At 73.2% G+C, this 24,286-nt stretch carries 24 protein-coding genes; 3 read left to right on the top strand and 21 right to left on the bottom strand.

What is annotated here, in order from left to right; genetic code table 11:
• Positions 1 to 8 precede the first annotated feature (8 nt).
• From Q8R60_03990 to Q8R60_04010, 5 genes are all read right to left on the bottom strand, one after another.
• Positions 9 to 2,525: an ATP-dependent Clp protease ATP-binding subunit gene (locus Q8R60_03990; GenBank protein MDP3711632.1), complete on the bottom strand. Its 2,517-nt coding sequence runs from the start codon at positions 2,523 to 2,525 to the stop codon at positions 9 to 11.
• 298 nt (positions 2,526 to 2,823) lie between these two features.
• Positions 2,824 to 3,180 carry an Lsr2 family protein gene (locus Q8R60_03995; protein MDP3711633.1) on the bottom strand — a complete coding sequence of 119 codons (357 nt, stop codon included), beginning with the start codon at positions 3,178 to 3,180 and terminating at the stop codon, positions 2,824 to 2,826.
• 122 nt (positions 3,181 to 3,302) lie between these two features.
• Entirely contained in the window at positions 3,303 to 5,690 is a 2,388-nt protein-coding gene (locus Q8R60_04000) for an EAL domain-containing protein (protein ID MDP3711634.1), read from the bottom strand.
• Positions 5,691 to 5,775: 85 nt separating this feature from the next.
• A complete protein-coding gene (gene lysS / locus Q8R60_04005; GenBank protein MDP3711635.1) occupies positions 5,776 to 7,263 on the bottom strand; it encodes a lysine--tRNA ligase in 1,488 nt (495 codons plus the stop codon).
• Positions 7,264 to 7,418: 155 nt separating this feature from the next.
• Positions 7,419 to 8,654 carry a DUF445 domain-containing protein gene (locus tag Q8R60_04010; GenBank protein ID MDP3711636.1) on the bottom strand — a complete coding sequence of 412 codons (1,236 nt, stop codon included), beginning with the start codon at positions 8,652 to 8,654 and terminating at the stop codon, positions 7,419 to 7,421.
• Positions 8,655 to 8,765: 111 nt separating this feature from the next.
• On the opposite strand from Q8R60_04010, the gene Q8R60_04015 reads away from it, so the two are divergent.
• On the top strand, positions 8,766 to 9,308 hold the full coding sequence (locus Q8R60_04015) for a Uma2 family endonuclease (protein ID MDP3711637.1): 543 nt from the start codon (positions 8,766 to 8,768) through the stop codon (positions 9,306 to 9,308).
• Between the two features lie 20 nt (positions 9,309 to 9,328).
• Here the strand turns inward: Q8R60_04015 and Q8R60_04020 are convergent, their stop codons facing one another.
• The 7 genes from Q8R60_04020 to Q8R60_04050 all read right to left on the bottom strand — a co-directional run bounded on the left by Q8R60_04020 (position 9,329) and on the right by Q8R60_04050 (position 15,298).
• A complete protein-coding gene (locus tag Q8R60_04020; protein MDP3711638.1) occupies positions 9,329 to 10,084 on the bottom strand; it encodes a type III pantothenate kinase in 756 nt (251 codons plus the stop codon).
• Position 10,085: 1 nt separating this feature from the next.
• Positions 10,086 to 10,964, bottom strand: coding sequence for a carboxylating nicotinate-nucleotide diphosphorylase (gene nadC / locus Q8R60_04025; protein ID MDP3711639.1), 879 nt, complete (start codon positions 10,962 to 10,964; stop codon positions 10,086 to 10,088).
• A 5-nt stretch (positions 10,965 to 10,969) separates the two neighbouring features.
• The gene (locus tag Q8R60_04030; GenBank protein ID MDP3711640.1) at positions 10,970 to 12,583 is read right to left on the bottom strand and encodes an L-aspartate oxidase; all 1,614 of its coding nucleotides are present in this window, start codon (positions 12,581 to 12,583) and stop codon (positions 10,970 to 10,972) included.
• Positions 12,580 to 13,041, bottom strand: coding sequence for an aspartate 1-decarboxylase (locus tag Q8R60_04035; GenBank protein MDP3711641.1), 462 nt, complete (start codon positions 13,039 to 13,041; stop codon positions 12,580 to 12,582). The genes Q8R60_04030 and Q8R60_04035 overlap by 4 nt, the downstream gene beginning before the upstream one ends.
• A complete protein-coding gene (panC, locus tag Q8R60_04040; GenBank protein ID MDP3711642.1) occupies positions 13,041 to 13,847 on the bottom strand; it encodes a pantoate--beta-alanine ligase in 807 nt (268 codons plus the stop codon). The genes Q8R60_04035 and panC overlap by 1 nt, the downstream gene beginning before the upstream one ends.
• Positions 13,844 to 14,716: a DUF2520 domain-containing protein gene (locus tag Q8R60_04045; GenBank protein MDP3711643.1), complete on the bottom strand. Its 873-nt coding sequence runs from the start codon at positions 14,714 to 14,716 to the stop codon at positions 13,844 to 13,846. The genes panC and Q8R60_04045 overlap by 4 nt, the downstream gene beginning before the upstream one ends.
• Before the next feature lie 90 nt (positions 14,717 to 14,806).
• Positions 14,807 to 15,298: a PaaI family thioesterase gene (locus tag Q8R60_04050; protein ID MDP3711644.1), complete on the bottom strand. Its 492-nt coding sequence runs from the start codon at positions 15,296 to 15,298 to the stop codon at positions 14,807 to 14,809.
• Positions 15,299 to 15,316: 18 nt separating this feature from the next.
• Between Q8R60_04050 and Q8R60_04055 the strand changes: the two genes are divergently transcribed.
• Together Q8R60_04055 and Q8R60_04060 are read left to right on the top strand one after the other, a co-directional pair.
• Positions 15,317 to 16,225, top strand: a complete 909-nt coding sequence (locus Q8R60_04055) for an SAM-dependent methyltransferase (GenBank protein ID MDP3711645.1) — start codon at positions 15,317 to 15,319, stop codon at positions 16,223 to 16,225.
• A gap of 12 nt (positions 16,226 to 16,237) precedes the next feature.
• Positions 16,238 to 17,365 carry a hypothetical protein gene (locus tag Q8R60_04060; GenBank protein MDP3711646.1) on the top strand — a complete coding sequence of 376 codons (1,128 nt, stop codon included), beginning with the start codon at positions 16,238 to 16,240 and terminating at the stop codon, positions 17,363 to 17,365.
• Positions 17,366 to 17,496: 131 nt separating this feature from the next.
• Here Q8R60_04060 and Q8R60_04065 read toward each other — a convergent pair whose 3' ends face one another.
• From Q8R60_04065 to Q8R60_04105, 9 genes are all read right to left on the bottom strand, one after another.
• Positions 17,497 to 17,766, bottom strand: a complete 270-nt coding sequence (locus Q8R60_04065; GenBank protein MDP3711647.1) for a hypothetical protein — start codon at positions 17,764 to 17,766, stop codon at positions 17,497 to 17,499.
• Complete coding sequence (locus Q8R60_04070; protein ID MDP3711648.1) at positions 17,763 to 18,230, bottom strand: DUF3180 domain-containing protein; 468 nt, start codon at positions 18,228 to 18,230, stop codon at positions 17,763 to 17,765. The genes Q8R60_04065 and Q8R60_04070 overlap by 4 nt, the downstream gene beginning before the upstream one ends.
• Positions 18,227 to 18,718 carry a 2-amino-4-hydroxy-6-hydroxymethyldihydropteridine diphosphokinase gene (gene folK, locus Q8R60_04075; GenBank protein MDP3711649.1) on the bottom strand — a complete coding sequence of 164 codons (492 nt, stop codon included), beginning with the start codon at positions 18,716 to 18,718 and terminating at the stop codon, positions 18,227 to 18,229. Before folK ends, Q8R60_04070 begins: the two co-directional genes overlap by 4 nt.
• A gap of 24 nt (positions 18,719 to 18,742) precedes the next feature.
• Positions 18,743 to 19,099: a dihydroneopterin aldolase gene (gene folB, locus Q8R60_04080; protein ID MDP3711650.1), complete on the bottom strand. Its 357-nt coding sequence runs from the start codon at positions 19,097 to 19,099 to the stop codon at positions 18,743 to 18,745.
• Positions 19,092 to 19,550, bottom strand: a complete 459-nt coding sequence (locus Q8R60_04085) for a nuclear transport factor 2 family protein (protein ID MDP3711651.1) — start codon at positions 19,548 to 19,550, stop codon at positions 19,092 to 19,094. Before Q8R60_04085 ends, folB begins: the two co-directional genes overlap by 8 nt.
• The gene (folP, locus tag Q8R60_04090) at positions 19,547 to 20,383 is read right to left on the bottom strand and encodes a dihydropteroate synthase (protein MDP3711652.1); all 837 of its coding nucleotides are present in this window, start codon (positions 20,381 to 20,383) and stop codon (positions 19,547 to 19,549) included. Before folP ends, Q8R60_04085 begins: the two co-directional genes overlap by 4 nt.
• A 2-nt stretch (positions 20,384 to 20,385) precedes the next feature.
• Positions 20,386 to 22,512: an ATP-dependent zinc metalloprotease FtsH gene (ftsH, locus tag Q8R60_04095; protein ID MDP3711653.1), complete on the bottom strand. Its 2,127-nt coding sequence runs from the start codon at positions 22,510 to 22,512 to the stop codon at positions 20,386 to 20,388.
• Between the two features lie 137 nt (positions 22,513 to 22,649).
• Positions 22,650 to 23,204: a hypoxanthine phosphoribosyltransferase gene (gene hpt / locus Q8R60_04100; GenBank protein ID MDP3711654.1), complete on the bottom strand. Its 555-nt coding sequence runs from the start codon at positions 23,202 to 23,204 to the stop codon at positions 22,650 to 22,652.
• On the bottom strand, positions 23,201 to 24,277 hold the full coding sequence (locus Q8R60_04105; protein ID MDP3711655.1) for a tRNA lysidine(34) synthetase: 1,077 nt from the start codon (positions 24,275 to 24,277) through the stop codon (positions 23,201 to 23,203). Before Q8R60_04105 ends, hpt begins: the two co-directional genes overlap by 4 nt.
• Between the last annotated feature and the right edge of the window lie 9 nt (positions 24,278 to 24,286).

The raw sequence follows: 24,286 nt of genomic DNA on the forward strand, positions 1-24,286 counted from the left end.
GGGTCGTGCTACTCGGCGGCGGCTCCGCCGGTCTCGGCGAGGTCGGCGGGCGGCGCGTCGGGGACGGCCACCGGCTTGGGCTCACCGCGGAAGGTGAACGTCGCGTCGTCGCCCTCGCCCTCGACGTCGACCACGACGATCTCGCCGGCCTTGAGGGTGCCGAACAGGATCTGCTCGGACAGGTTGTCCTCGATCTCGCGCTGGATGGTGCGGCGCAGCGGCCGGGCACCCAGGACGGGGTCGTAGCCCTTCTTGGCGAGCAGCTTCTTGGCGACGTCGGTCGCCTCGAGGCCCATGTCCTTGTTCTTCAGCGCCGTTTCGACCCGCTTGAGCATGAGGTCGACGATGACGAGGATCTCCGCCTCCGACAGCTGGTGGAACACCACGATGTCGTCGATGCGGTTGAGGAACTCGGGCCGGAAGTGCTGCTTGAGCTCCTCGTGCACCTTGGTCTTCATGCGCTCGTAGGCGCCGACCTTGTCGTCGTCCTTGGCGAAGCCGAGGTTCAGGCCCTTGGCGATGTCACGCGTGCCGAGGTTGCTCGTCATGATGATGACGGTGTTCTTGAAGTCCACGACGCGGCCCTGCGAGTCGGTCAGGCGACCGTCCTCGAGGATCTGCAGCAGCGTGTTGAAGACGTCGGGGTGCGCCTTCTCGACCTCGTCGAACAGCACCACGGAGAAGGGCTTGCGACGCACCTTCTCGGTGAGCTGGCCGCCCTCGTCGTAGCCGACGTAACCGGGGGGCGAACCCACCAGCCGCGAGACCGTGTGCTTCTCCATGAACTCGCTCATGTCGAGCAGGATGAGGCTGTCCTCGTCGCCGAAGAGGAACTCCGCGAGCGTCTTGGAGAGCTCGGTCTTCCCGACGCCCGAGGGGCCGGCGAAGATGAACGAGCCACCGGGGCGCTTGGGGTCCTTGAGGCCGGCGCGGGTGCGGCGGATCGCCTGGGAGACGGCCTTGATGGCCTGCTCCTGGCCGATGACGCGCTTGTGGAGCTCGTCCTCCATGCGCAGCAGGCGGGCGGTCTCCTCCTCGGTCAGCTTGAAGACCGGGATGCCCGTCCAGATCGCGAGGACCTCGGCGATCTGCTCGTCGTCGACCTCGGCGACGACGTCCATGTCGCCGGCCTTCCACTCCTTCTCGCGCTGGGCCTTCTCAGCGAGCAGCGTCTTCTCCTTGTCACGGAGCGACGCGGCCTTCTCGAAGTCCTGGGAGTCGATCGCCGACTCCTTCTCGCGCCGGACGTTGGCGATGCGCTCGTCGAACTCGCGCAGGTCCGGCGGCGCCGTCATACGACGGATGCGCATCCGGGAGCCGGCCTCGTCGATGAGGTCGATCGCCTTGTCGGGCAGGAAGCGGTCGGAGATGTAGCGGTCGGCCAGCGTCGCGGCAGCGACGAGGGCGGCGTCGGTGATGGACACCCGGTGGTGCGCCTCGTAGCGGTCGCGCAGGCCCTTGAGGATCTCGATCGTGTGGGCCAGCGAGGGCTCACCGACCTGGATCGGCTGGAAGCGGCGCTCGAGCGCGGCGTCCTTCTCGAGGTGCTTGCGGTACTCGTCGAGCGTCGTCGCGCCGATCGTCTGCAGCTCGCCGCGGGCCAGCATCGGCTTGAGGATGCTGGCGGCGTCGATCGCGCCCTCGGCGGCACCCGCACCGACGAGGGTGTGGAGCTCGTCGATGAACAGGATGATGTCGCCGCGGGTGCGGATCTCCTTGAGGACCTTCTTCAGCCGCTCCTCGAAGTCACCGCGGTAGCGGCTGCCGGCCACCAGGGCGCCGAGGTCGAGGGTGTAGAGCTGCTTGTCCTTCAGCGTCTCCGGCACCTCGCCCTTGACGATGGCCTGCGCGAGACCCTCGACGACGGCGGTCTTGCCGACACCGGGCTCGCCGATGAGGACCGGGTTGTTCTTGGTCCGGCGCGACAGGACCTGCATGACGCGCTCGATCTCCTTCTCGCGCCCGATGACCGGGTCGAGCTTGGACTCGCGAGCGGCCTGCGTGAGGTTGCGGCCGAACTGGTCGAGCACCAGCGAGGTCGACGGCGTGCCCTCGGCGGGGCCGCCGGCCGCGGCCGGCTCCTTGCCCTGGTAGCCGCTCAGCAGCTGGATGACCTGCTGGCGCACCCGGTTGAGGTCGGCGCCGAGCTTGACCAGCACCTGGGCGGCGACGCCCTCGCCCTCGCGGATGAGGCCGAGCAGGATGTGCTCGGTGCCGATGTAGTTGTGGCCCAGCTGCAGCGCTTCTCGCAGCGACAGCTCGAGGACCTTCTTGGCGCGCGGGGTGAAGGGGATGTGACCGGACGGGGCCTGCTGGCCCTGACCGATGATCTCCTCGACCTGGTTGCGCACCCCCTCGAGGCTGATCCCGAGTGACTCGAGCGCCTTTGCGGCGACGCCCTCGCCCTCGTGGATCAGGCCGAGCAGGATGTGCTCGGTCCCGATGTAGTTGTGGTTGAGCATCCGGGCCTCTTCTTGGGCCAAGACGACCACCCGACGGGCTCGGTCGGTGAAACGCTCGAACATCTCTCGCTCCTCACGGGGCGGCTGACGACTGGCTCGTCTTCCGCACACTAGCCCCGCGCGCGCCCACCTGTCGGGTGAGACCTGGAGAGCGTCTCGCGACGCCCACCCACACGGTGCTGCCTATCGTTCTCCTGGGGCCCTCGAGCGGTTCAACCTCGCCCCCGCAGCGCGCGTTCCCGGGCCGGTTGCGCCGGGAGCGAAACCCCCCCAGACCGGGTACGACGAAGCCCGCGTCCCCTCTCGCGCGGGCCGCGGGCTCCGGTCGGTGCTGCGGGTCAGTTCGCCTTCAGGGCGCCGGTCAGTGCGCCTTGTCGTAGGCCTCGGTGACGACCGAGGACAGCCGGCCGCGCTCGCTGACCTGGTGGCCGTTCTTGCGGGCCCACTCGCGGATGTCCTGGACCCGCTGCTTGTCGGCACTGGCCGGCCTGGCCGGGCGACCGGGGCGGCGCGCGGCGGCGGTGCTGCCGCCGGACCGGCCGGCGCGGCGGGCCGATCCGACGTAGGTCGCGAGGTCGTCACGCATCGACGCGGCGTGGTCCGTGCACAGGTCGATCTCGTAGGACGAGCCGTCGAGGGAGAACGACACGGTCTCCGAGCCCTCCTCCTCGCCCTCGTGGAGGTCGCACACGAGCAGGACCTGGACCTTTTGCGCCATGTCTTCTTCTTCCTGTCACATCGTCGTCGCACGCAATGAGCGACGTCGCCAGGAAAGCATTCTCGAAAGCCGAATGCAAATGCAACGAACGCTTTGTGTCGCGATTCCTGCCGCGAATGCGGTCAGTGCGCCCCGGCGGCTGACGCCGCGGGGACGGACGCACCGTTGTACGGGGTCCCAGGGGTCCGGTCGCGCAGGGCGGCGCCGAGGGCCAGCGCCGGGACGGCCTGGCTGTAGAGGAAGCCCTGCGCGAGCCGGCACCCGAGGGCCTCCAGCCGCTCCGCCTGCTCGGGCAGCTCGATGCCCTCCGCGATGACGGTGAGCCCGAGGCTCGCCGCCAGGGTCAGCACCGCTGTGGCGAGGGCCGCCTCGCGCGGACCGAGGTGGACGTCCCGCACGAAGGCGCGGTCGATCTTGATGATGTCGACGGGCAGCCGCTGCAGGACGCCGAGGGCGCTGTAGCCGGTGCCGAAGTCGTCGAGAGCGATGCGCACTCCGAGGTGGCGCAGCTCCATGAGCCTGCCCGCGGCGGTCTCGGTGTCCTGCACGACCGCGGTCTCGGTGATCTCGAGGACCAGCTCCTCCGGGGGGAAGCCGCCGAGGCGCAGGGCCTCGCGCACGTCGTCGACGAAGGTCGGTGAGGCCAGCTGCACCGCGGAGACGTTGACCGACAGGGTGGGTGCTTCGGCCATCAGGCCGGCCGCGGCCTCGCGGTGCCAGGCGCCCGCATCGAGGCAGGCCTGCAGCAGCACGGCCCGGCCCAGCTCCTGCACGAGCCCGCACTCCTCGGCCAGGGGCACGAAGACGCCCGGCGGGATGTCCTCGCCGTCGTGGCGGGTCCACCGGGCGAGGGCCTCCACGCCTCGGATCCCCCCGCCGGGCAGCTCGACGACCGGCTGGTAGTAGGGGACGACCTCGCCGTGCGCCAGCGCGCGGCGCAGGTCCGCCTCCATGGCGACCCGCTGCAGCAACCGCTCCCGCATCGCGGGAACAAAGACCCGCCCGGTCCCCCGCCCCCTGCGGCGGGCCTCGCGACCGGCGTCCTTCGCGGCGTACATCGCGACGTCGGCGTTGCGGAGCAGGTCCTGTGGCGTGTCGTGGGGCTCGGCGACGACGACCCCGAGGCTCGCCGCGACCTCCACCGGTCGGTCCCCGATGCGCACCTGACCGGTGAGCGCACCCAGCAGGCGGTCACCTGCAGCCGTGGCCTCCTCGGGAGTGCCGACCCCGAGCATGACGACCGCGAACTCGTCACCACCGAGCCGCGCGACCGTCCACCCGTCCGGGACCGCCGCGTCCAGCCGGAGCGCGACCTCCACCAGCAGCTCGTCACCGGCGGCGTGCCCGAGGCTGTCGTTGACCGCCTTGAAGCCGTTGAGGTCGATCAGCGCGACCGCGACCGGTCCGGCGGCGAGGGCCTCGGCGACGCGGACGAACAGCAGCGTGCGGTTGGGCAGTCCGGTGAGCGGGTCGGTCTCGGCCGTCCGACGCAGCTCGGCGGTGCGCTCCTCGACGACGGACTCGAGGTCGCGGTTGAGCCGGCTGTTCTCCAGCAGCGCGGAGAACTGGCGCACGATGATGGTCACCATGATCACGAGGACGAGGACCGCGACCACCCGCTCTTGGACGATGCCGCGCAGTCGGTCCGAGATCATCGCGGTGAACACGACGATGGCCGGGATGTAGGGCAGTGCGCCCGACACCGGCCCGGGGAGGCGGTCGGGGCGGGCCTCGAGCACCACCGGCCGCTGGACGGCCGCACCGGCGGCGAGCAGCAGGAAGCCCCACCCCCAGGCGGCGTCGACCGGGTTACCCGGGACCCAGTCACCCGACATGGACAGCAGGCCGTAGGCGACGTGACCGGCGGCTCCGCACACCAGCGCCCCGGCGACGAGCAGCAGCGGGCGGGCGGTCGCCCGCGTCGCCCCGCCCAGGAGCAGGAAGAGCACCGTGATGAGCAGGACGTCGAGCGCGGGATAGGCCAGCGCCAGCACCTGGGCCAGCCCGCTCAGACCGCTCTCGCGGTAGGAGTCGGCCAGGACGAAGCGCCACGACAGCGCCAGTAGCGCAGCCGCGACCATGACGCCCTCGGTCAGCAGCCGCACCCGGCCGGTGACGAGCCGCGGTGCCTGCGGGTGGACGAGCAGGGCGGCGACGGCGAACGGGACCGACAGCACGAACCCGACGTCGGGCAGGCCGGGGAAGGGAACGGTCTCGCGCTGGACCACCTCGTACCAGCACCACGCGGCCTGGCCGGCCGCCCACGTGGCCGCGAAGCCTCCGAGCAGCGCCCACGAGGCGCGCAGACGACCCGAGCAGCGGCGGACCGCGCCACCGCACAGCAGCGCGGCGAGGGTCGGGGACGCGAGGTTGCCGAGGTCGTCGACGACGACAGCCGTACGACTGCCGGTGTCCAGGACCAGCACAGCGAGGTAGCCGAGGGCGGCCAGCGCCACGACCGCGACGCCTGCGGTACGGGCGGCACGGGCCAGCGGGCTGGGGGAGGCCACGCTGTGGCATCGACCACCGAACGCGCTGACTGCACCGCCTCGGCTGATCAGATCTCGGGTAGTCACAGGTGACTACGGTCGGCGCTCAGGCCTCCGGACGGACCAGCGGGAACAGGATCGTCTCGCGGATCGGCAGCCCCGTCAGCAGCATGACGAGCCGGTCGATGCCCATCCCCTGACCGCCGGTCGGCGGCATGCCGTGCTCGAGCGCGCGCAGGAAGTCCTCGTCGAGCTGCATCGCCTCGGGGTCTCCCCCAGCGGCCTTGAGCGACTGCTCGACCAACCGACGGCGCTGCTCGACCGGGTCGACCAGCTCGGTGTATCCGGTGGCCAGCTCGGTGCCCGCGACGACGAGGTCCCAGGCCTCGGCCAGGCGCGGGTCGTCGCGGTGGTCGCGGGCCAGCGGGCGGGCCGCGACGGGGTAGTCCCGCACGAAGATCGGGGCGAGCAGGGTGTGCTCGACGAGCTTCTCGTAGAGCTCCAGGACGACCTCGCCCGCTTCCCAGCCGGGCTGCAGCGCGACCTCGTGCTTCTCGGCGTACGCCGTGAGCCTGTCGAGGTCGGTGTCCGGGTCGACGGGCTCACCGACCGCCTCCGACACGAGCTCGTAGATGCCGGCGCTCCGCCACGGCTGCTCGAGGTCGATCTCGCCGCCCTGGCCGTCGGGCACCGTCGTGCGGCCGACGGCGCGCGCGGCCTCGAGCACCATGTCGCGGGTGCGGGCCGCGACGGTGTCGTAGTCGCCGTAGGACTCGTAGAACTCGAGCATCGTGAACTCGGGGAAGTGCGTGGAGTCGATGCCTTCGTTGCGGAAGTTCTTGCCGATCTCATAGACCCGGTCGAGGCCGCCGACGATGAGCCGCTTGAGGTAGAGCTCGAGGGCGATGCGCAGGGTGACGTCGAGGTCGAGCGCGTTGAGGTGGGTGTGGAACGGGCGCGCGGCCGCGCCGCCGTGGACCAGCTGCAGGTTGGGGGTCTCGACCGCGATGAAGCCGTCTCGCTCGAGGTTGGAGCGCACGGCCTGCACGATCGCGGCGCGGTCGCGCACGACCTGGCGGCTGCTGGCGTTGACGACGAGGTCGACGTAGCGCTGGCGCACCCGGGCCTCGGGGTCGGTGAGTCCGTGGTGCTTGTCGGGCAGCGGGCGCAGCGCCTTGGCCGTCATCGCCCAGCTGTCGGCGAGGACCGAGAGCTCGCCGCGCTTGCTGCTGATGACCTCGCCGGTGATGCCGACGTGGTCGCCGAGGTCGACGTCGGACTTCCACGCCGCGAGCCGCTCCTCGCCGACGCGGTCGAGGCTGACCATCACCTGCAGGACGGCCTCGCCCTCCTGCAGGGTGGCGAAGCAGAGCTTGCCGCCGGTCCTGCTGAGCACGACGCGTCCGGCGACGCTGACGGTCTCGCCACTGGCCTGGTCGGTCTCGAGGTGGTCGAAGCGGTCGCGGACCTCCTGCAGGGTCGCGGTCCGCGGGTAGCCCAGCGCGTAGGGCGGCGTGCCGCCGGCCAGCAGGCGGTCGTACTTCTCGCGGCGTACGCGGACCTGCTCGGGGACGTCTTCCGGCTCGTTCGACACGCTGCCGAGGCTAGCGGCAGGGTCAGCGGCACCTGGCCGCCGCCCACGGCCGCGCACCGGCCACCGATACGCATGATCAACAGCACATCTGCACGACGCACCGACCCGTCCTGAGCGTGGCCGTCCGTGCAGATGTGCTGTCGATCTTGTTGCGGTCAGGCGAGCAGGGTCACGGCGTGGATGGCGAGGCCGGCCAGGGCGCCGACGACCGTGCCGTTGAGGCGGATGAACTGCAGGTCGCGGCCGACCTGCAGCTCGATGCGGCGGGCGGTCTCCGGGCCGTCCCACCGCTCGACGGTGTCGGTGATGACCCGGGTCAGCTCGTCGCGGTAGCCCTCGACGACGTGCAGCACTGCACGCAGCAGCTGGTCGTCGAGCCGCCGCTGCAGCGCCTCGTCGCGCGCAACCCGGGCACCGAAGGCCGCGAGCGCCTCGGCCACCCGTCGGCGCAGGTCCGACGTCGGGTCCTCGACCAGCTCGAGCACGAGCTTGCGACCGGCGGACACCAGGTCGTGCAGCGCCTCGCGCACCTCGGGACGGGCGGACAGCCGCTGCACCAGGGAATCGGTGGACGCGATGGTCGACGGGTCCTCGCGCAGGTCCGTCGCAAGCCGGGCGAGGAAGGAGTCGATGGTCGCGCGCAACGGATGGCGCGGGTCCGCGTCGACGTTGGCGGCGACCCGCAGCAGCTCGTCGTAGACCTTCTCCGCCACCTTGCGGTCGACGAAGCGCGGCGACCAGTCGGGTGCCTGGTCCGCGACGACCCGCTGCACCTGCTCGCGGTTGTCGCGCAGCCACGCGTGCAGGCGACTCGCCGCGACGTCGACCAGACCGTGGTGGGCGCCGTCGGCGACGACCGGTCCGAGGACCCGTCCGAGCACCGGGCCCACCTGCACCTGCTCGAGCCGCCTGGTCAGCGCGTCGGCCACGAGGCCGCGGACGTCGTCGTCGCGCAGGACCCCGACAGCGGAACTCGCAGCGGTGGCGAGCTCCTGGCCCACCCGCTCGGCGTTGTGCGGCTGGGCCAGCCACGCCCCGACCCGGCGCGACACCTCCGCCCCGCGGACCCGCTCGCCGACCACCTCGGCCGACAGGAACTGCGTGCCGACGAAGTCCGACAAGCCCTGGCCCAGCTGGTCCTTGCGGGTCGGGATGATCGCGGTGTGCGGGATCGGCAGCCCGAGCGGCCGGCGGAACAGCGCCGTGACGGCGAACCAGTCCGCGAGCCCGCCGACCAGCGCCGCCTCGGCCCCGGCCCGGACCCAGCCGTCGCTCCCGGTCGCGAGGGTGACCGCGTAGACCGCGGCCGCGACCAGCAGCAGCCCGGTCGCCAGCGCCTTGTAGCGGCGCAGGTCCGCACGTCGCTGCTCGTCGGTCACGGTCGTCGTCACGGGCACCGCCCTACCCCACCACGCCCTGTGGATGACCGGGCACGTCTGGCGCCCGCGTGCACCACGGTGTCACCATGACAGCGGCAGGGACCCCGACAGGAGGTGCGCGGCATGACGATCGCAGCCCGGCCGGGCCGGCACTGGGTGCCCGACGACCTGCCGGGCCTGCCCGATGACGGCAACCGCTACGAGATCGTCGACGGGGAGCTCCGCGTGAGCCCGTCCCCGCCCTGGCAGCACAACGCGATCGCCTTCGAACTGGGCGTCGTGCTCCGTGCCGCAGCACCTGCCGGCCTGCGCGTCGTCGTCCCCGGCGGCGGCGTCCTCACACCGCGGGCCTACCTCATCCCCGATCTCGCCGTCGTCGAGACGGCCCAGGCGCTCGACCGCGACCACAAGGGCGATCCCGCCCGCATCCGTCTCGTCGTCGAGGTGCAGAGCCCGTCGACCGGTGTCGACGACGCCCGCGAGAAGGCACTGCACTACGCGGCGGCCGGCATCCCGTCGTACTGGCGGATCCTCCGCGAACCGACCCCCGAGATCGTCGTCCTCGAGCTCCAGGGCAAGGAGTACGCCGAAGTCGCCCGCGGGCCCGCGGTCGACGTCACCCTGCCCTTCCCGGTGCGGCTGGACCTTCCCTCCCTGCTGGTCTGAGCCACCGCGAGGGCGCGGGGTCAGGTGTTCTTCTCGTAGACGAGGCGCAGGCCGATCAGGGTGAGGTCGGGCTCGTGGTGGTCGAGGGTCTCGCAGACGCTGGCCATCAGGTGCGACAGCCCGCCGGTGGCGATGACGACGGGTCGCTCGCCGAGCTCGCGGGTGATGCGGGCGACCATGCCGTCGACCTGCCCGGCGAAGCCGTAGAGCAGGCCGGACTGCAGGGCCTCGTTGGTGGTCTTGCCGATGACCGAGCGCGGCTCGACGAGCTCGACCTTGAAGAGGCGCGCTGCCCGGGCGGCGAGGGCGTCGACGGAGATCTCGATGCCGGGGGCGAGCGCCCCGCCGAGGAACTCGCCGCGCTCGCTGACGACGTCGAAGTTGGTCGAGGTGCCGAAGTCGACGACGACAGCGGGGCCGCCGTAGAGGGTGTGGGCGGCGAGGGTGTTGACGACGCGGTCGGGCCCGACCTCGCGCGGGTTGTCGTAGAGCAGCGGGACGCCGGTCTTCACGCCCGGGCCGACGACGATGGTCGGGACGTCGGCGAAGTAGCGGTCGAACATCTGCCGCAGCTGGTCGAGGACCGCGGGCACCGTTGAGCAGACCGCGACGCCATCGGGCGAGGGGTGGCGCGACAGCAGGCCGCGGAAGACCAGCGCCATCTCGTCGGCGGTGACCCGCGGGTCGGTCTTGAGGCGGTAGCTCTCGAAGAGCTCCGGCCCGTCGAAGAGCCCGAGGACGGTGTTGGTGTTGCCGACGTCGACGGTGAGCAGCACGTCAGGGCTCCAGGCGCAGGTCGACGCCGAGGTCGAGGACCGGGGCGGAGTGGGTGAGCGCGCCGACGGCGAGGAAGTCGACGCCGGTCTCGGCGACGGCCCTGGCGGTCGCGAGGGTGAGGCCGCCGGAGGCCTCGGTGCGGACCCCGGCGGGCGCGCAGAGGGCGACGGAGGCGCGCATCTGGTCGAGGGTCATGTTGTCGAGCAGCACCAGGTCGGCGCCGGCCGCGACGACCTCGCGGACCTGCTCGACGGTGTCGCACTCGACCTCGACGTCGAGGCCGGGGAAGGTCGCGCGCACGGCCGCGAAGGCCTGCGCGACACCGCCCGCAGCGACGACGTGGTTGTCCTTGACGAGCGCGGCGTCCGACAGCCCCATCCGGTGGTTGACGCCCCCGCCGCAGCGCACGGCGTACTTCTCCAGCAGCCGCAGGCCAGGCATCGTCTTGCGGGTGTCGCGCACCCGCGCGCCGGTGCCCTCGACCGCGTCGGCCCAGGCCCGCGTGAGGGTCGCGACCCCGGACAGGTGGCACAGCAGGTTGAGCGCTGACCGCTCGGCGGTGAGCAGCGCGCGGACTGGCCCGCGGGCCTCGAGGACGACCTCTCCCCCGACGACCCGCTGCCCGTCGTGCTCGAACAGCTGCACCTCGACATCACCGACGACGTCGAGCACAGCCATCGCGACCGGCACTCCGGCGACGACGCCGGCTGCCCGCGGCACGAAGGCGGCGGTGCCGATGAGCCCTTCGGGGACGGTGGCCACGCTGGTCACGTCGACCCCGCCTGCGAGGTCCTCCTCGACAGCAGCTCTGGCGACGGATTCGACGTACGCCGGATCGAGGTCTGCGTCGGCGAGCGCCTGGGCGGTGGCGGCGTGCAGGGCGGTCACAGGTGCTGCTCCAGCGGCTCGAAGTCGGTCTGGTCGTGGGTGGTGACGAGGTGGCCGAGCCACGCGTCGTCGGCGAGCGGGAAGTCCTCGCGCCAGTGGGAGCCGCGGGTCTCCTCGCGCCGGAAGGCAGCGGCGGTGAGCGCGACCGCGACGGCGTGGAGGCTGGTGGCCTCCCAGGCGTCGGGGCCTGGAGCGGTGGAGGTGCGCGAGGCCAGCTCGGTCAGCCGGGCGGCGGTCGCGGCCATCGACGTCGACGAGCGCAGCACCCCGGCACCGTCGGTCATCGTGCGGGCGACGTCGGGGCGCACCGACGGGTCGAGCAGCACCGTCTCGGCGGCGCCCGCGACCGGCTCCCCCGGAGAGGCGAGGCCGCGGGCCAGGTCGTCACCGATGCGGGCACTGAAGACCAGGCCCTCGAGCAGGCTGTTGGACGCGAGCCGGTTGGCGCCGTGGACGCCAGTGCAGGCGACCTCGCCGCAGGCGTAGAGGCCGGGCACCGAGGTGCGGCCGTCGAGGTCGGTGCGGACGCCACCGCTGGCGTAGTGGGCCGCCGGTGCGACGGGGATCGGCTCGGTGACCGGGTCGACACCGGCCTCGCGACAGCGAGCCACGATCGTCGGGAAGCGCGCCAGCAGCAGCTCCTCCCCGAGGGCGGTCGCGTCGAGGTAGACGTGGTCGGTGGCGAGCTCGTCCATCCGCCGGCGGATCGCCTTGGCGACGACGTCGCGGGGGGCGAGGTCGGCGAGCGGGTGGTCGTCGGTGGTGATGACCCGCTCGCCCAAGCTGTCGACGAGCACCGCGCCCTCACCGCGGACCGCCTCGCTGACGAGGAACTGCTGTCCCGACATCGGCCCGAGGTAGAGCGCCGTCGGGTGGAACTGCACGAACTCCAGGTCGGTCACCGCGGCGCCGGCGCGCATCGCCAGCGCCACCCCGTCACCGGTCGACACCGACGGGTTGGTGGTGCTCGAGAAGACCTGCCCCATACCGCCGGTGGCGAGCACGACCGCCCGGGCGTGCACGGCTCCGACGCCGTCACGGGTGCCCTCGCCGAGGACGTGGAGGGTGACGCCCGCGGCCCGGCCGTCGGCGGCGACGAGCAGGTCGAGGACGAGGGCGTGCTCGACCAGCCGGATCCGCGGGTGGGCACGCACGGCAGCGACCAGCGCCCGGGAGACCTCGGCGCCGGTGGCGTCACCGCCGGCGTGCACGATGCGGTCGCGGTGGTGGCCACCCTCGCGGGTCAGCGCGAGCTCCCCCGACGGGTCGAGGTCGAAGGCCGCGCCGAGCGCGATGAGCGCGCGCAGCTCGCGCGGGCCTTCGGTGCACAGCACCCGGACGGCGTCGACGTCGCACAGCCCGACGCCTGCCTCGAGGGTGTCCTGCAAGTGCTCCTCGGGGCTGTCGTCCTCGGCCAGCGCAGCGGCGACACCGCCCTGCGCCCAGCGGGTCGAGCCGTCGTCGACGAGCACCTTCGTGACGAGCAGGACGCTGCCGGTGCGGGTGGCGTGCAGCGCAGCGGTGAGCCCGGCGACGCCGGAGCCCACGACGACGACGTCGGCGGTGGTGGTCCAGCCGGGCTCGGGCGCGAGCAGCCGGCGCCTGCTCACCAGACCAGCGTCGGGTCGTCGTCCCAGGAGCCGGGGGCGTGGGTCACGTGGAGCTGATCGCCGCGGCTGAGGCCGGTCTGCGGCAGCGCCTCCGCCGGGTCGGAGCCCGTGCCGATCACCTTGTTGTCGGCGTCGACGAAGACGACCTTCGGCTGGCGGGTGCGGGCCTCCTCGTCGTCCATCTGCCCGTAGGCGATGAGGATGACGAGGTCGCCGGGGTGCACCAGGCGCGCGGCCGCGCCGTTGATGCCGATGATGCCGCTGCCGCGGGGGCCGCTGATGACGTAGGTCTCGAGGCGCGCGCCGTTGGTGACGTCGACGATCGCGACCTTCTCCCCGGCGTAGAGGTCGGCCGCGTCGAGCAGGTCCTGGTCGACCGTGACCGAGCCGACGTAGTGCAGGTCGGCCTGCGTCACCGTCGCGCGGTGGATCTTGCTCGTGAGCATGGTGCGCAGCATCAGAGGTCCTCGTTCAGGGGGAGGTTGTCGATCAGCCGGGTCGTGCCCACCCGCGCGGCGACGACCAGCAGGTCGCCGTCGGGTGCTGCTTCGAACGTGCGGGAGTCCACCCGCTCGAAGTAGTCGAGGTCGACGCCGGGCTCGGCGTCGAGGACCGCCCGACCGGCGACGAGGTCGCGGGTCTGCAGGGCGCGGGAGAGGGCCAGGGCGGAGGTGCGCTCTTCCGGGGAGAGGAAGCGGTTGCGCGACGACAGCGCGAGGCCGTCGCTCTCGCGCACCGTCGGGACCGCGACGACGGTGACCGGCACGTCGAGGTCGTCGACCATCCTTCGGATGCACGCGAGCTGCTGGGCGTCCTTCTGCCCGAACAGCGCGACGTCGGGGCGGGTGAGGTGCATCAGCTTGAGCACGACCGTGAGGACCCCGTCGAAGTGACCCGGCCGGGTCGCGCCCTCGAAGCCGTCGTCGAGCGGGCCGGCGCTGACGGTCACGGCGACCGGGGTCGGGTAGACGACGTCGGGCGTCGGGGTGAAGACGACGTCGGCGCCGGCGGCCTCGCAGAGCTCGAGGTCGGCGGCCAGGGTGCGGGGGTAGCGGTCGAGGTCCTCGCCGGGCCCGAACTGCAGCGGGTTGACGAAGATCGTGACCACCACGGCGTCGGCGAGCGCGCGAGCCTCGCGGACCAGCGCGAGGTGGCCGTCGTGCAGCGCGCCCATCGTCATGACGACGGCGACCCGGCCGCGCAGGTCCTTGCGCGCGGCGGCCAGCTCGTCGCGCGTCGCGGCGACGATCATGCGAGCGGTCACCGGGGCACCGTGCCCAGCACCGACAGCAGCGAACCCGCGGCGTCCGCGGACAGCCGCCCCGAGGCCAGCGCGCGATCCGCCGTGAGACGGGCCAGGGCGAGGTACGCCGGACGCACGTCGGCGGGCAGCACGTCGAGGTGGGCCTGCACCGTGCCGGCGTCGCCGCGGGCCACCGGCCCGGTCAGCGCGGCGTCACCCGAGCGCAGGGCACCGTCGAGGGCCGCACCGAGCAGCGGGGCCAGCACCGCACCTGGCTGCTCCACACCGGCGCTGCGCAGCAGGTCCGCGGCCGAGGCGACGAGGGTGACGAGGTGGTTGGCGCCGTGGGCGAGCGCGGCGTGCCACAGCGGGCGCAGCGCGTCGTCGACCCAGACCGGCTCACCGCCCATCTCGATGACGAGCGCCTCGGCAGCCGGCCGCAGCTGCTCGCTGGAGGTGACGCCGAAGGACGCTCCGGTGAGGCGGGCGAGGTCGACCGGGGTGCCGGTGAAGGGCAGGACCGGGTGGAGGGCGAGGGCCGCGCACCCCCGTCGTACTGCGGGCTCGAGCACCGCGAGGCCGTGGCGGCCGCTGGTGTGCACCACCATCTGACCGGGGGTGAGCGCGCCGGTCTCGGCCAGACCCGCGACGAGGTCGGCGAGCGCGTCGTCGGGGACGGTCAGCAGGACGAGGGCGGCACCGCGGGGGACCTCGTCGGCGGCGACCAGCGGGACGCCGGGGAGCAGCTGCTCGGCCCGCGCCCGGGAGGCGTCGGAGACCGCGGAGGCGGCCGTCACGACGTGACCGGCGCGCGCGAGGGCGGCGCCGAGCACGGCACCGACGCGGCCGGTGCCGACGACACCGACGGTCAGGCGCGGGGGGAGGTTCACAGGGCGTTCCAGTCCTCGGAAGGGGTACCGGACGAGTGGTGCGTGAAGCGTAACGCCCGCGGCTCGGCTGTCAGTCCCCTGTGGTGCACGTCACCCGCGGCCGGAGTCCTCGTCGGTGCCGTAGCGGCCGGCCGGGCCGTCGGCCGGCAGTACCACCTGGGTGCAGCGGCTGGCCGCCAGCACCCGCCCCTCGGCGTCGTGCAGCTGCGCCTCGCAGAAGGCCACCCGCCGGGTCCGCTTGAGCACCGTGCCGGTCGCGGTGAGCGGCCCGACCGGTGTCGCGCGGTGGAACTCCACCCGCAGGTCGGCGGTGAGGAAGACCTCATCGGGGCCGAGCACCGTCCAGGTCGCGCCGCCCATCGCCGTGTCGAGGATCGCGGTCACCATCCCGCCGTGCACGCGGTAGCCGGCGGCGGTCGGGAAGCCGTAGTCCGGGGTCGCCTCCCAGCCGATCGTCACGGTGCCGACGCCGTGGCTCACCCGCCGGTAACCCAGGGTCTGCCACAGGTGCGGCGCCTCGCGGCTCTCCAGGCGCGCGAAGCGCTCGGCCATCAGCGGGTCGGTCTCCGGGGTGTCGCTCACGGGGCGCATGCTGCCAGGGTGCAGCCCTGGGTCGACGCGTGGGACGCCGCCCTCTACGGCGACGGCGGCTTCTTCGTGGTCGAACGGCCGCTCGACCACTTCCGCACGTCGGTGGCGGTCCCGCTGTTCGCCCAAGCCGTACGCCGCCTTGCCGGCCTCGTCGACGACTCCCTCGGCCGCCCCGACCCCTTCGACGTCGTCGACCTCGGGGCCGGTCGCGGTGAGCTGCTCGCGGCGCTGCCGGACGTGCCGGACCGGTGGCGGCTGACGTCGGTCGACCTCGCCCCCGGGCTGCCCTCGACGTTGCCCGAGCGCGTCGAGGGGCTGCTGCTGGCCAACGAGTGGCTCGACGACGTGCCGTGCGAGGTGCTCTTCGACGACACCCTCGTGCTGGTCGACCGCGAGGGATCGGAGTCGCTCGGGGACCGGGCCTCGGCCGAGGCGCTGCAGTGGCGCGACCGGTGGTGGCCCGAGGGTCGCCGGGTCGAGGTCGGGCTGGCCCGCGACCGCGCCTGGGCTTCGGCGGTCGGACGCCTGAGCCGTGGCGTCGCGGTCGCCGTCGACTACGCGCACGACGTCGGTCACCGCCGGCCGACCCTCACCGGCTACCGCCGCGGCACCCAGGTCCCGCCCGTGCCCGACGGCACCTGCGACCTCACCGCCCACGTCGCGCTGGACTCCTGCGCCGCCGCGACCGGCGGCCGGGTCGTGACCCAGCGCGACGCGCTCGCCCACCTCGGCCTCGACCCGGTCCCGCCGGACCGCTCGCTCGCGACGACCGACCCGCGCGGCTACCTCGCGCTGCTGCAGCGCGCGACCCAGGCCGCCGAGCTGATGGCCCCGCGCGGCCTCGGCGCCTTCGGTTGGCTGAGCGTCGCGGTCGACTGCGCCGACCCGCTCGCCGCCGTGCCCGCCTGGGGCGAGTGACAGGATCGCCCGGTGCAGCAGCAGGTCGTCGGCATCGGGGTGCTCGACCCGGCCTCCGCCGACGTCGTGCTCGAGCTCGGTGACCAGCACCCCTCGACCCACGGCGCGCTGCGCCTCGCGCTGACCCTCGACGGCGACCGGGTCGTCACCGCCGAGCCGATCGTCGGCTACATGCACCGCGGCGCGGAGAAGCTGTTCGAGGTCCGCGACTACCGCCAGCTCGTCATGCTCGCCAACCGCCACGACTGGCTGTCGGCCTTCTCCAACGAGCTCGGCATCGTGCTGGCCTGCGAGCGGATGCTCGGCATGGAGGTGCCGGTCCGCGCGACCTGGCTGCGCACCCTCATGGCCGAGCTCAACCGGCTCACCAACGGCCTGCTCTTCCTCGGGGCCTTCCCCGTCAGCCACGGCGAGCTCGAGCCGCTGCGGGCCGCCCACCGGGCCCGCGAGGCGATCGTGCGGGTCGTCGAGGAGGCCACCGGCGGCCGGTTGCACGTGGTCGCCAACCGGGTCGGCGGGCTCGCGATGGACGTCCCGGCCGGCTGGACCTCACGGGTCGCGGCGTGCCTCGACGTCGTGCGCACCGAGCTCGACGTCCTCGACGAGGCGCTCGCCTCCGACGCCTTCCGCCGCCGCACGCTCGGCGTCGGGGTCCTCGACCCGCAGGTGGTCACGGCGTACGGCGTGACGGGTCCGGCAGCGCGCGCGTCCGGCGTCGACGTCGACCTGCGGCGCGACGACCCCTACCTCGCCTACCCCGAGCTGGACCTGCGCGTGGCGACCCGGACCGCGGGCGACGCGCACGCCCGCTTCGAGGTCCTCGCCGAGCAGCTGCGCGTGTCGGTCGACCTGGTGGCGCAGTGCCTGCCGCGGTTGCCTTCGGGGCCGGTGTCGCTGCCGCTCCCGAAGTCGCTGCGGGTGCCCGTCGGCACCACGTGGTCATGGACCGAGAACCCGCTCGGGGCGATGGGCTACTACCTGGTGTCGCGAGGCCAGAAGACGCCGTGGCGGCTCGCCATGCGGACCCCGTCGTTCAACAACGTCTCGGCGCTCCCGGCCCTGCTGCCGGGTGTCGCGGTGGCCGACCTGACGACCGTGCTCGCGTCGCTGTTCTTCGTCATCGGCGACCTCGACAAGTAACCCCCCGCCCCGCCACCCGCGCACCCAACACCCCGGTGATCTTCGCCCTCTTGCGGCAGCTCACGCTCGAGGAATCACCAGAAGGCGAAGATCAACGGACAGTGGGGGGCGGGCCGCGGGGTGAGGGGCGGTCAGCGCAGGTAGTCGACGAAGCGGGCGCGCAGCAGCGGCTCGTCGTCGGCGCTGATCGGGTCCTTGCCCATCAGCTCGCGGACGACCTCGACGGCCTCCGCGAGGGTGCCGGTGATCGAGCCCGACGACCCGTCCTCGCCGGCGATCGCGTGCGCCGCGCGCAGGTGTCCGGCGATCTCCCAGACGAAGCCGAGGTCGTGGTCGCGGCGGGCCTTGTCGAAGGCGCGCTCGCGCAGGTCGTCGATGGGCAGCGCGTGGAGGTCGGTCACGGCCCTGACTCTTCCACGTCGGGCGCGCGACAGGCCCGCTCCAGCAGCAGCGCCGCCACGACGAGGAGCAGCGCGGCGGCGCAGGACAGCCCGGCGGCGAGGGCGTCGTCGGATGCGGCCACCGAGGAGTCGCGGCGCGGGAGCACCCAGCCGAGCAGCCCGGCGTAGCCACCGGCGAGCAGCGCGCCCGTCGCCGAGGACGCCTTCGCCAGCACGGCGGCGCGGGCGACCTGCATCGGGTGCAGGGGCCGCCCGGGCGTGCCGTCGGGCCGGCGTCGGTGTCGGACCCGGTCGCGCACGACCCTGGCGATGCCGAGCTCGGTGACGGCGAGCAGCACCATCGAGACCGCCGCGAGCGCGGGCAGCCGGGGCAGGTCGGCGTAGGAGGTCCCGGCCAGGAGGTACGCCGCCAGGCCCGCGACGGCGGCGAGCCCGGCCAGCGTGCGCAGCCGGGTCTCGGTCACGTCGGCACCGCGTCGGCGCCCGGCCCGGGCACGTCGAGCACCAGGTCGGGGCGCAGCCGGACACCGGTGGTGTCGAGCTCGGCGACAAGCTCGGCGACCCGGCCGTGACCGGGCAGCACCGCGTCGGGGTCGAGCGCGAGCCACGGCACGAGGACGAAGGCCCGCTCGTGGGCGCGCGGGTGCGGCAGCTCGAGGTCGGGGTCGCTGCCGACCGCGACCACGACGTCGACGTCGAGCGAGCGCGGACCCCACCGCTGGTCGCGGACCCGACCGGCGGCGGTCTCCGCAGCGACTGCCCGTACCCAGGCCTGCTCGGCGTCGCAGTCGAGGACGACGATGGCGTTGAGGAAGTCGTCCTGCCCGACGGGGCCCCAGGGGTCGGTCTCGTAGACCGGCGAGACCGCCACGGGCAGCAGCAGGTCGAGGGCCGCCCGCAGGTGGGCCAGGCGGTCGCCGGTGTTGGAGCCGATCGACAGCACCGCCGTCATCGAGGGGTCACGGTCATCGGGGGCTCACGGTCGCACCACGGTCACGGCCACGTCGTCGAAGGCGAGCGGGATCGGGGCCTGCGGCTTGTGGACCGTGACGCGGGCGCTGATGACCCTGCGGTCGGCGAGGCAGGTCTCGGCCAGCCGCGCGGCGAGCGTCTCGAGCAGGTCCACGGGGTCGCCGGAGACGACGGCCGCGAGTCGCGCGGCGAGGTCGGCGTAGTCGACGGTGTCGGCCAGGTCGTCCGACGCGGCGGCGGCGCGGGTGTCGACGGTGAGGACCGCGTCGACGACGAAGTCCTGGCCGTCGGCCCGCTCCGACGCCAGCACGCCGTGGTGGCCCCGCACCCGCAGCCCGGTGAGGCTGATGAGGTCACTCATCGTCAAGGCTCCCCAGCACCGGCGAGCCGTGGTGGACCTGGATCCGCCAGCCGTCCGCGCGCCGGCGGAAGACATTGGTCGAGACGACCGCCGCGCCGGTGCCCTCCGACTCCGATATCGCGGTGAGGACGTTCTCGGTGCAGGTGACGACAGCGGTGTCCCCCGCGACGCGCACCTGCACGTCGGTGAGGAAGAACTGGATGTAGGCGGTGCCGGCCATGATCGCCGACCACGACCGCAGGACCTGCGAGCGCCCGGTGAGCATCGGCCAGCCGGGGTGCACGCAGACCACGTCGGCCGCGGCGGCCGGGTCGTCCGCGCCGTCCCACAGGGCGGCCATCGCGTCGACGTCGGCCTCCTCGAAGGCGCGGTAGAGCTCGGTGTTGGCGGCCTCGACGGCCAGCCCGTCGGGCGTCGGTCCGGGCTCCGCGGCCTGGCGGCTGCTGCTCATGCGCGGGCCAACTGCTGGACGACCCGCACCGCGTCGGCGCTGGGCCGGACCGCGTGCACACGCACCGCCCAGGCACCCGCCTGCGCGGCGACGACCGTCAGCGCCGTCGTCGCGTCGTCGCGTTCCTTCGGCGGGCGCAGCGCCTCAGGACCGGCACCGAGCAGCAGCCCGAGGAAGCGCTTGCGGGACGCGCCCACGAGCAGCGGGCGACCGAGTGAGGCGAGATCGTCCAGGCCGCGCAGCAGCGCCCAGTTGTGGTCGGCCTCCTTCGCGAAGCCCAAGCCCGGGTCGAGCACGACCTGGTCGGGTGCGAGCCCGGCGGCCCAGCAGGCCTCCAACCGCGCGGCCAGCTCGTCGCGCACCTCGCGCACGACATCGGCGTACGCCGTCCTGGTCTGCATGTCGGCGCTCGCGCCCCGGCCGTGCGTCGCGACGTAGGGGACACCGCGCTCGGCCACGAGGGTGAGCATCGCAGGGTCGGCGACACCGGCGGAGACGTCGTTGACGAGGACGGCCCCCGCGTCCAGAGCCGCCGCGGCGACCGCCGCCCGGGTGGTGTCGACCGAGACCACGACGCCGCTATCGACGAGACCGCGCACGACCGGCAGGACGCGGGCGAGCTCCTCGTCGGCGTCGACCCGCGCGGCGCCGGGCCGGGTCGACTCGCCACCGACGTCGACGAGGTCGGCGCCCTCGGCGACGAGCGCCAGGCCGTGGGCGACCGCAGCGTCGACGGTCGCGTGGTCACCGCCGTCGCTGAAGGAGTCGGGGGTGGCGTTGACGACCCCCATGACGCGGGTGCGGCCGAGGTCGGCGAAGCCCCTCACGGACATGCTCAGGAGGCCGGGTCGGTCCCCGTGGCGCGACGCGGCTGCCGGGCGGTGCGGGACGTGCGGCCCGGGGCCTTCGACGGGGCGGCCTCGCGGTTGACCGCACCGGCGCGCTGGCGAGCCGGGGCGGTGCGGCGCGGAGAGCGGGACGCCTTGCTGCGGCCGCGGGCGAGGTCCTCGAGGTCGTCGGGCCCCATCGTGGCGAGCTCGGCGGGGGTGAGCACGGGCGGCTTGTCCGACGGCGGGCGCTTGCCGTTGCCGGTCGGGTGGATGCGCTCGGGACGCTTGACGACGGTCGCGAAGATCTCCGCGACCTCGTCCTTGTTGAGCGTCTCCTTGTCGAGCAGCTTCAGCACCATGTCGTCGAGCACGTCGCGGTACTCGACGAGGATCTCCCACGCCTCGTGGTGGGCGTTCTCGACCAGCGCGCGGACCTCGGCGTCGACGACCGCCGCGACCTCCTCGGAGTAGTCGCGCCCGTGGCCCATGTCGCGGCCCATGAAGACCTCGCCGGACTCCTGGCCGAACTTCACCGCGCCCAGCCGCTCGCTCATGCCGTACTGCGTGACCATCGCGCGGGCCGTCGCGGTGGCCTTCTCGATGTCGTTGCTCGCACCGGTCGTCGGGTCGTGGAAGACGAGCTCCTCGGCGGCGCGGCCACCCATCGCGTAGGCGAGCATGTCGAGCAGCTCGGCGCGCGACTGGGAGTACTTGTCCTCGGTCGGCAGCACCATGGTGTAGCCCAGGGCCCGGCCGCGCGGCAGGATCGTGATCTTGTGCACCGGGTCGGTGTTGGGCAGCGCGTGCGCGACGAGCGCGTGGCCGGCCTCGTGGTAGGCCGTGACCTTCTTCTCGCGGTCGTTCATCAGCCGGGTCTTGCGCTGCGGGCCCGCCATCACGCGGTCGATCGACTCCTCGAGGGTGGTGAGGGTGATCTGCTTCTGGCCGGTGCGGGCGGTGAGCAGCGCAGCCTCGTTGACGACGTTGGCGAGGTCGGCGCCGGTGAAGCCCGGGGTGCGACGGGCGATGACCTGCAGGTCGACACCGGCCTCGATCGGCTTGCCCTTGGCGTGGACGTCGAGGATCTGCTTGCGGCCGGCCATGTCGGGGCGGTCGACGGCGATCTGACGGTCGAAGCGGCCCGGGCGCAGCAGCGCCGGGTCGAGGATGTCGGGCCGGTTGGTGGCGGCGATGAGGATGACGCCGCCCTTGACGTCGAAGCCGTCCATCTCGACCAGCATCTGGTTGAGGGTCTGCTCACGCTCGTCGTGACCGCCACCCATGCCGGCGCCGCGGTGGCGACCGACGGCGTCGATCTCGTCGATGAAGATGATCGCCGGGGCGTTGGCCTTGGCCTGCTCGAACAGGTCGCGCACGCGGCTGGCGCCGACACCCACGAACATCTCGACGAAGTCCGAGCCCGAGATCGAGTAGAAGGGCACGCCCGCCTCGCCGGCGACCGCGCGGGCCAGCAGCGTCTTGCCGGTGCCGGGCGGGCCGTAGAGCAGGACGCCCTTGGGGATCTTCGCCCCGATCGCCTGGAACTTCGCGGGCGACTCGAGGAACTCCTTGATCTCCTGCAGCTCCTCGATGGCCTCGTCGGAGCCGGCCACGTCCGCGAAGGTCGTCTTCGGGGTGTCCTTGCTGACGAGCTTGGCCTTGGACTTCCCGAACTGCATGACGCGGTTGCCGCCGCCCTGCATCTGGTTCATGAAGAAGAACAGCAGGGCCAGGATGAGCAGGATCGGCAGGAAGCTGATGAGGATCGACACCAGCACGCTGTCGCGCGAGACCTTGGTGTCGTAGTTGACGTCCTTCTCGACCAGCAGGTTGGCGATGTCGCGGCCCTGGTCGAAGACGAATGACGTCTGGACCTTGTCGCTGCCGTCGATCTCCTTGCCGGGCTCGAGGGTGACCTTGAGCTGCTGCTCCTTGTCGAGCAGGATCGCGGTGTCCTTGCCCTTCTCGGCCGTCGAGACGACATCGCCGGCCTCGATGGCCGCGAGCAGCTTCGACGTCTCGACCTTCTTGTAGCCGCCGTCGCCCTTGAGGGCGCTGCTCAGCAGCAGGACGGCCAGCAGGCCGAGGAAGATGTAGACGAAGGGGCCACGGGCAAGGCGCTTGAGGTTCATCGACGCGGGGCTGTCCGCCCCGTCCCTCCTGACGGCAGATGGATCACGAACGGTACACCGCAGGGGGTGACCTCCACAGGGCTACAACGGTCGCCCAGCGGGTGGTGTTCCGCCACCCGGGGACACCCTCTCGCCGCTCAGGCCTCGCTGTAGACCGACGGGCGCAGCAGCCCCACGAAGGGCAGGTCGCGGTAGCGCTCGGCGTAGTCGAGGCCGTAGCCCACGACGAACTCCGCCGGGATGTCGAAGCCGACGTACTTCACCGGGATCTCGACCTTGGCCGCCTCGGGCTTGCGCAGCAGAGCGCAGACCTCGACGCTCGCGGGCTGGCGGGAGCGCAGGTTGCGCAGCAGCCAGTTGAGCGTGAGCCCGGAGTCGATGACGTCCTCGACGACGAGCACGTGCTTGTCGACGACGTCGCGGTCGAGGTCCTTGAGGATGCGCACGACCCCGGAGCTCGACGTCGACGAGCCGTAGGACGACACCGCCATGAACTCCATCGAGACGCGGGTCTCCATCGCCCGGGCGAGGTCGGCCATGACCATCACGGCGCCCTTCAGCACCCCGACGAGCAGCACCTCGCGCCCGACGTAGTCGGCGTCGATGGCGGCCGCGAGCTCCGCCACCTTGGCGCTGATCTCCTCCTCGGAGATGAGCACCTTCTCGATCTCGTCCGGCACGCGGGAGGTCACGCCTCGAAGGCTAGCCGCCCCTCCTGGCGGGTCACGCGGCCGCCTCCTGGCAGGTCGACCGGTCCTTGCCCGTGCCAGTCCTCGACGAGCGAGCGCAGGCCGTCGACGTGGGCCGCGGACAGCGCCCGCCCGCTGCGGCTCTCGCCCCAGCGCTTGAGGACGCGGGAGAGTACGGCGGGAGCGAGGGCGCCCAGCACGGCGAGCGTGTCCGCCTGCGGGCCGGCAAGGACCTCGTCGGCGAGCGCGTCGAGGGCGTCGGCGTCCTCGCGGAGCTGCCGGGCGGAGCGGACCAGGGCCTGGGCGACACCGGGGCCGAGCTGCTCCTCGAGGACCGGCAGGACGGTGGCGCGGACCCGCACCCGCGCGAAGGCCGGCTCGCCGTTGTGCGGGTCGTCCCAGGGGGTGAGGCCGGCCTCGACGCAGGCCTGCCGGGTCTGCGCGCGGGTGACGCCGAGCAGCGGCCGACGCAGCAGCCCGCGGGCCGCGGGCATGCCGGCGAGGCTGCGGGCGCCGGCCCCGCGGGCCAGTCCGAGCAGCACCGTCTCGGCCTGGTCGTCGAGGGTGTGGCCGAGCAGGACCGCGGCCGCGCCGAGCCGGTCGGTCGCCGTGCCGAGGGCGGCGTACCTGCTGTCCCTGGCCCGCCCCTCCGGCCCCCCGCCGCCCCGCCCCCCCTCGCGCAGCGTCCGCTCGGACGCGGTGCGGTCGGGGTCCGGGTGAGCGGACGTTGCTGCGGCCTCCTCCGCTGCCAGCCGGAGCGTCCGCTCGGTGACCGTGGGAGGCGCGTCCGGGTGAGCGGACGTTGCGGGAGGTGCGGGGAGGACCTCGGCGGTGAGACCGAGGGCCCGGCACTGGTCGGCGGCGCGGGCGGCCACCTCGGCGGAGCCGTCCTGCAGGCCGTGGTCGACGACGAGGGCGACCGCGCCGGGCCGCTCGAAGGCGAGCGCGGCGGCCAGCGCGAGGGAGTCCGCGCCGCCGGAGACGGCGGCGGCGACGAGCGCGTCGGGCGGGAGGTCAGCCAGGCAGCGGCGGACCGCGAGCCGCACGGCGGCGGTGGCGGGGGGCGGTCCGGGCACGGGGCAGAG

Source organism: Mycobacteriales bacterium (genome assembly GCA_030697205.1).
In the GTDB taxonomy this organism is placed as follows: Bacteria; Actinomycetota; Actinomycetes; order Mycobacteriales; family SCTD01; genus JAUYQP01.

Excerpts from the sequence above, each read along its gene's own strand:
- Q8R60_03990 (MDP3711632.1), bottom strand. The coding sequence starts at position 2,525 with ATGTTCGAGCGTTTCACCGACCGAGCCCGTCGGGTGGTCGTCTTGGCC.
- Q8R60_03995 (MDP3711633.1), bottom strand. The coding sequence starts at position 3,180 with ATGGCGCAAAAGGTCCAGGTCCTGCTCGTGTGCGACCTCCACGAGGGC.
- Q8R60_04015 (MDP3711637.1), top strand. The coding sequence starts at position 8,766 with ATGACGATCGCAGCCCGGCCGGGCCGGCACTGGGTGCCCGACGACCTG.
- Q8R60_04035 (MDP3711641.1), bottom strand. The coding sequence starts at position 13,041 with ATGCTGCGCACCATGCTCACGAGCAAGATCCACCGCGCGACGGTGACG.
- folK (MDP3711649.1), bottom strand. The coding sequence starts at position 18,718 with ATGACGGCGGTGCTGTCGATCGGCTCCAACACCGGCGACCGCCTGGCC.
- folB (MDP3711650.1), bottom strand. The coding sequence starts at position 19,099 with ATGAGTGACCTCATCAGCCTCACCGGGCTGCGGGTGCGGGGCCACCAC.
- Q8R60_04085 (MDP3711651.1), bottom strand. The coding sequence starts at position 19,550 with ATGAGCAGCAGCCGCCAGGCCGCGGAGCCCGGACCGACGCCCGACGGG.
- folP (MDP3711652.1), bottom strand. The coding sequence starts at position 20,383 with ATGTCCGTGAGGGGCTTCGCCGACCTCGGCCGCACCCGCGTCATGGGG.
- ftsH (MDP3711653.1), bottom strand. The coding sequence starts at position 22,512 with ATGAACCTCAAGCGCCTTGCCCGTGGCCCCTTCGTCTACATCTTCCTC.